Origin of the sequence: Microbispora siamensis (assembly GCF_016863095.1) — a bacterium.
Taxonomy (GTDB): Bacteria; Actinomycetota; Actinomycetes; order Streptosporangiales; family Streptosporangiaceae; genus Microbispora; species Microbispora siamensis.
In genome coordinates this window covers 1-3,315 of sequence record NZ_BOOF01000026.1, presented here as the reverse complement: position 1 = coordinate 3,315, position 3,315 = coordinate 1, and the positions used below count along the sequence as shown (strand labels likewise).

Annotated in this window: 5 protein-coding genes; 4 read left to right on the top strand and 1 reads right to left on the bottom strand. The window is 64.5% G+C overall.

Going from position 1 to position 3,315, the window contains the following annotated elements; translation table 11 throughout:
* From Msi02_RS21940 to Msi02_RS21930, 3 genes are all read left to right on the top strand, one after another.
* A partial coding sequence (locus Msi02_RS21940) for a hypothetical protein (protein WP_204050032.1) occupies nucleotides 1–187 on the top strand: 187 nt, incomplete at its 5' end.
* A gap of 309 nt (nucleotides 188–496) precedes the next feature.
* Complete coding sequence (locus Msi02_RS21935; RefSeq protein WP_204050031.1) at nucleotides 497–874, top strand: type II toxin-antitoxin system RelE/ParE family toxin; 378 nt, start codon at nucleotides 497–499, stop codon at nucleotides 872–874.
* A complete protein-coding gene (locus tag Msi02_RS21930) occupies nucleotides 871–1,191 on the top strand; it encodes a helix-turn-helix domain-containing protein (RefSeq protein WP_204050030.1) in 321 nt (106 codons plus the stop codon). Before Msi02_RS21935 ends, Msi02_RS21930 begins: the two co-directional genes overlap by 4 nt.
* Here the strand turns inward: Msi02_RS21930 and Msi02_RS21925 are convergent.
* The gene (locus Msi02_RS21925) at nucleotides 1,184–1,474 is read right to left on the bottom strand and encodes a VOC family protein (RefSeq protein WP_204050029.1); all 291 of its coding nucleotides are present in this window, start codon (nucleotides 1,472–1,474) and stop codon (nucleotides 1,184–1,186) included. The two genes, Msi02_RS21930 and Msi02_RS21925, sit on opposite strands and share 8 nt — an antisense overlap.
* Before the next feature lie 522 nt (nucleotides 1,475–1,996).
* Between Msi02_RS21925 and Msi02_RS21920 the strand changes: the two genes are divergently transcribed.
* Nucleotides 1,997–3,184: an IS701 family transposase gene (locus Msi02_RS21920; RefSeq protein WP_204050028.1), complete on the top strand. Its 1,188-nt coding sequence runs from the start codon at nucleotides 1,997–1,999 to the stop codon at nucleotides 3,182–3,184.
* Nucleotides 3,185–3,315 lie beyond the last annotated feature (131 nt).

The window sequence follows — 3,315 nt, the reverse complement described above, 5'->3', positions numbered from 1 at the left end:
CTCCACCAGCCAAAACGCCGCTTCTCCGATCATGGAAAGCGGCGTTCGTGCCATCAACGTGCCATTAGCTCTTGCCGGCATCGCGCTCCGCCTCGACTCGCGCGCTCAGCGCGTCGGCGATCTTCCGGTCGGCATCACGCGGGGCGTGCTGGTAGATCAGCGTGGCCCGGTCGCTGTCGTGCCTTGAGGTCGGCGAGGCTGGCGCCCGACTGCGCGGCGAGCGTGTTGCCGTTCGAATCCCCTAGGCTCCACGCACGCAAAAGCCCAGGCCAGGGACCGTGCTTCCCGCCCGGGCTTTGATCGTGTCCTTGTGAGCCTGTCAAGGGCGCTTCGCACCGTCGGCGCGCGGCCCTGCGCTCGCCGCACATGCATCGGCGAACGATCCTGAACCACCTTAGAGACCCTTGGGGGCCAGAGGATCAGAACGCGCGTGCCCGGTGATCCTGGAAGGTTTAGGATATTCTTGAGTTCGATCGATCGGGAACGAGGGGATGCAGTGGACGAGTGGGAGATCTTCTTCACCGACGAGGTGGGAGAGTTCCTTGACTCGCTCTATGAGACCGATCGTGACTCGCACAAGCTGGTCAATCAGGCGATCTTGATTCTGGAACGTAACCGCCCGGCCGAAGGCAGACCGTTGGTGGACACCATAACCGGCTCCAAGATCCCTAATATGAAGGAGCTGCGGCCCGCTTCGGCCGGCCGAAGCGAGATCCGTATCTTGTTTGTCTTCGACCCCTGGCGGGCGGCGATCTTGCTGGTTGCGGGAGATAAGGCGGGCAACTGGGAACGTTGGTATCGGCAGTCGATCCCACGAGCTGAACACCTGTATGAGACCTACCTGACAGAGCGGTACAAGGAGATGAACCAGTGAGCAGCTATCGCAAGTGGCGCGAGAGCGGTCACTTGGAGCGCGCGATTGAAACCGCTGGCGGCGTGGAAGCGTTCGAAGACGAGGTCCACCACCTGCGCCAGGAGGCGCAAGGGTGGCGCCTCGCGGAGATGCGCAAGCGACGTGGGCTTACTCAGACTCAGGTCGCGGACCGCATGGGCATATCCGTGGCTCGCGTGTCGCAGATCGAGAACGGCGATGTGTCCACTCGTGAGGTCCTGGACCGTTACGTTGCCGCGCTCGGTGGCACGCTCAAACTTGTCGCAGATTTCGGTGACGAGCAATTGAAGGTCAGCTGACGCGCTGAGCGCAGCCGGATCGGCCTCGGGCCGAAGCGAGCGACGCGTACGGCACTTCAGCCCTGGACACCCCGGCTGGACCCTCGTGCTTGCCGTGCTCGTTGGGCTCATGCGCGACAGTCAGCAGGAAGAACCCCTCACTCGGCCAGGTACCGAACTGGAACGAGGAGGTCTCCTCGTTGAACACCGCGTCGAACGCAGCCTGGTAGAAGGAGATCGACTTGGCGAGGTCCGTGACGTTGATGGTCACCTGGCACGATGCGGGGGCCTTCAGGTCAGGCATAGCCACTCCAAGTTCGATGTAGTGGTCCACAACGCGGACCATGCGCGAAATAATCTGGGCGCGATTCATCAGCCGTTCTCGGTGTGAATGAGCACGTCGCGCAGCGACTCGCCGTCCGGGTCGTCCAACACGACGCGAACGGCGCCGATCGGCACATCGACGCGCCGCAGCGGACAGATCAGCCTGGCCTGCCGGAACTGCTACGGGCGGTAGCGGCGATAACCAGTGACCGAATCGACGGCCGCCGGCCGCAGCAGGCCGAGTTCGTCGTAGTGCCGAAGGCATAAGTCGACAGGCCGCTGACCACGGCGAAAACGCCGATGCTCAAGAGATCGTGGCTGCTCACCCAGATAGCATTCGGTCTCGGGCTACCCGAGAGTCAAGCGCGCCCTGGCTCGCTTTCCCCTTCGAGCGGGTCGGCGGCGAACAGGATGATCAGGCGCGCTGTGTGAGCGTCGTATGGAAGTTCGCAGGTCGAGGGCTAGTACTACAGCCAGGTTTTGTGATCTATAGTCCTGGATCATGTCGGATGAGCTGACCGCGGGCGACCTTCAGAAGTGGGTGGCCGGGCTGGATGTGTTGTTCGCGCGGGTGGCGGGTCGGTTCGGGCGGGTGGAGCCGCGGCGTCAGGCGCGGGCGTATCTGACTGGCTTGCTGGCTCCGGTGGAGCGGAAGAACGGCTGGCAGTTGGCCGAGGCGGCTGGTGACGCGACGCCGGATCGAATGCAGCGGTTGCTGGTGAGCGCCCGCTGGGATGCTCGAGATGTGCGGGCGGATCTGCGGGGGTACGTGGTGGAACACCTCGGGCACCGGGATGCGGTGCTGATCGTGGACGAGACCGGCTTCATCAAGAAGGGCACAAAGTCGGCGGGGGTGCAGCGTCAGTACTCCGGTACTGCAGGCCGGATCGAAAACTGCCAGCTCGGTGTGTTCTTGGCCTATGCATCCCCGCTGGGCCGGGCCCTGATCGATGCGGAGTTGTACCTGCCCAAGTCCTGGCTGGCCGATCGCCGGCGGTGCGCGCAGGCCGGCATCCCTGACGAAGTGGAGTTCGCCACCAAGCCGATGCTCGCCCGGCAGATGCTGGGCCGGGCCTTGGAGGCGGGCCTGCCGGTGTCATGGGCGACGGCCGATGAGGCCTATGGCATGGACTACAAGTTCCGCTCCTTTTTGGAGCGGCGCGGTGTCAACTACGTGGTCGCCGTCCCCAAGAACCAGATCGTCGCGGGTGCCACCGTGCGCGCCGATACCCTGGTCGCGGACGCCCCGCCCAAGGCATGGAAGCGCCTGTCGTGCGGCGATGGCGCCAAAGGGCCCCGGCTGTATGACTGGGCGCTGGCCACCGTGCACTACGAGACCGAGCCCGGCTATCAGCGCTGGCTGCTGGCCCGACGCTCCCTGGTCCCCAATGCCAACGGCGAACGGGAGATCGCCTACTACCTGTGCTACGGCCCCGTGGGAACGACGATGGAGGACCTCATCCGCGTGGCCGGAGCCCGCTGGGCGATCGAGGAATGCTTCCAGACCGCCAAGAACGAGACCGGCCTGGACCACTACCAGGTCCGCCGGTTCGACGCCTGGCACCGCCACATCACCCTCGCGATGCTCGCCCACGCCTACCTCGCCGTCACCGCCGCACACGCCCCAAAAGCCCAGGCGGCCTGGTCCGCCTCACACCAGCAGAAATTCGCCGTCTCCTGGCACACGTGATCGTCCCCGCCGCACGCGCTCTTGATTCTGTATTGGCCTGGTCAACTCACCGACGTGACCATCAGACTCGCGCCCGTCACAGCCACTACTGGCGACGGTGGCTACAACATAACGAAGTCAGGCTGTAGTAC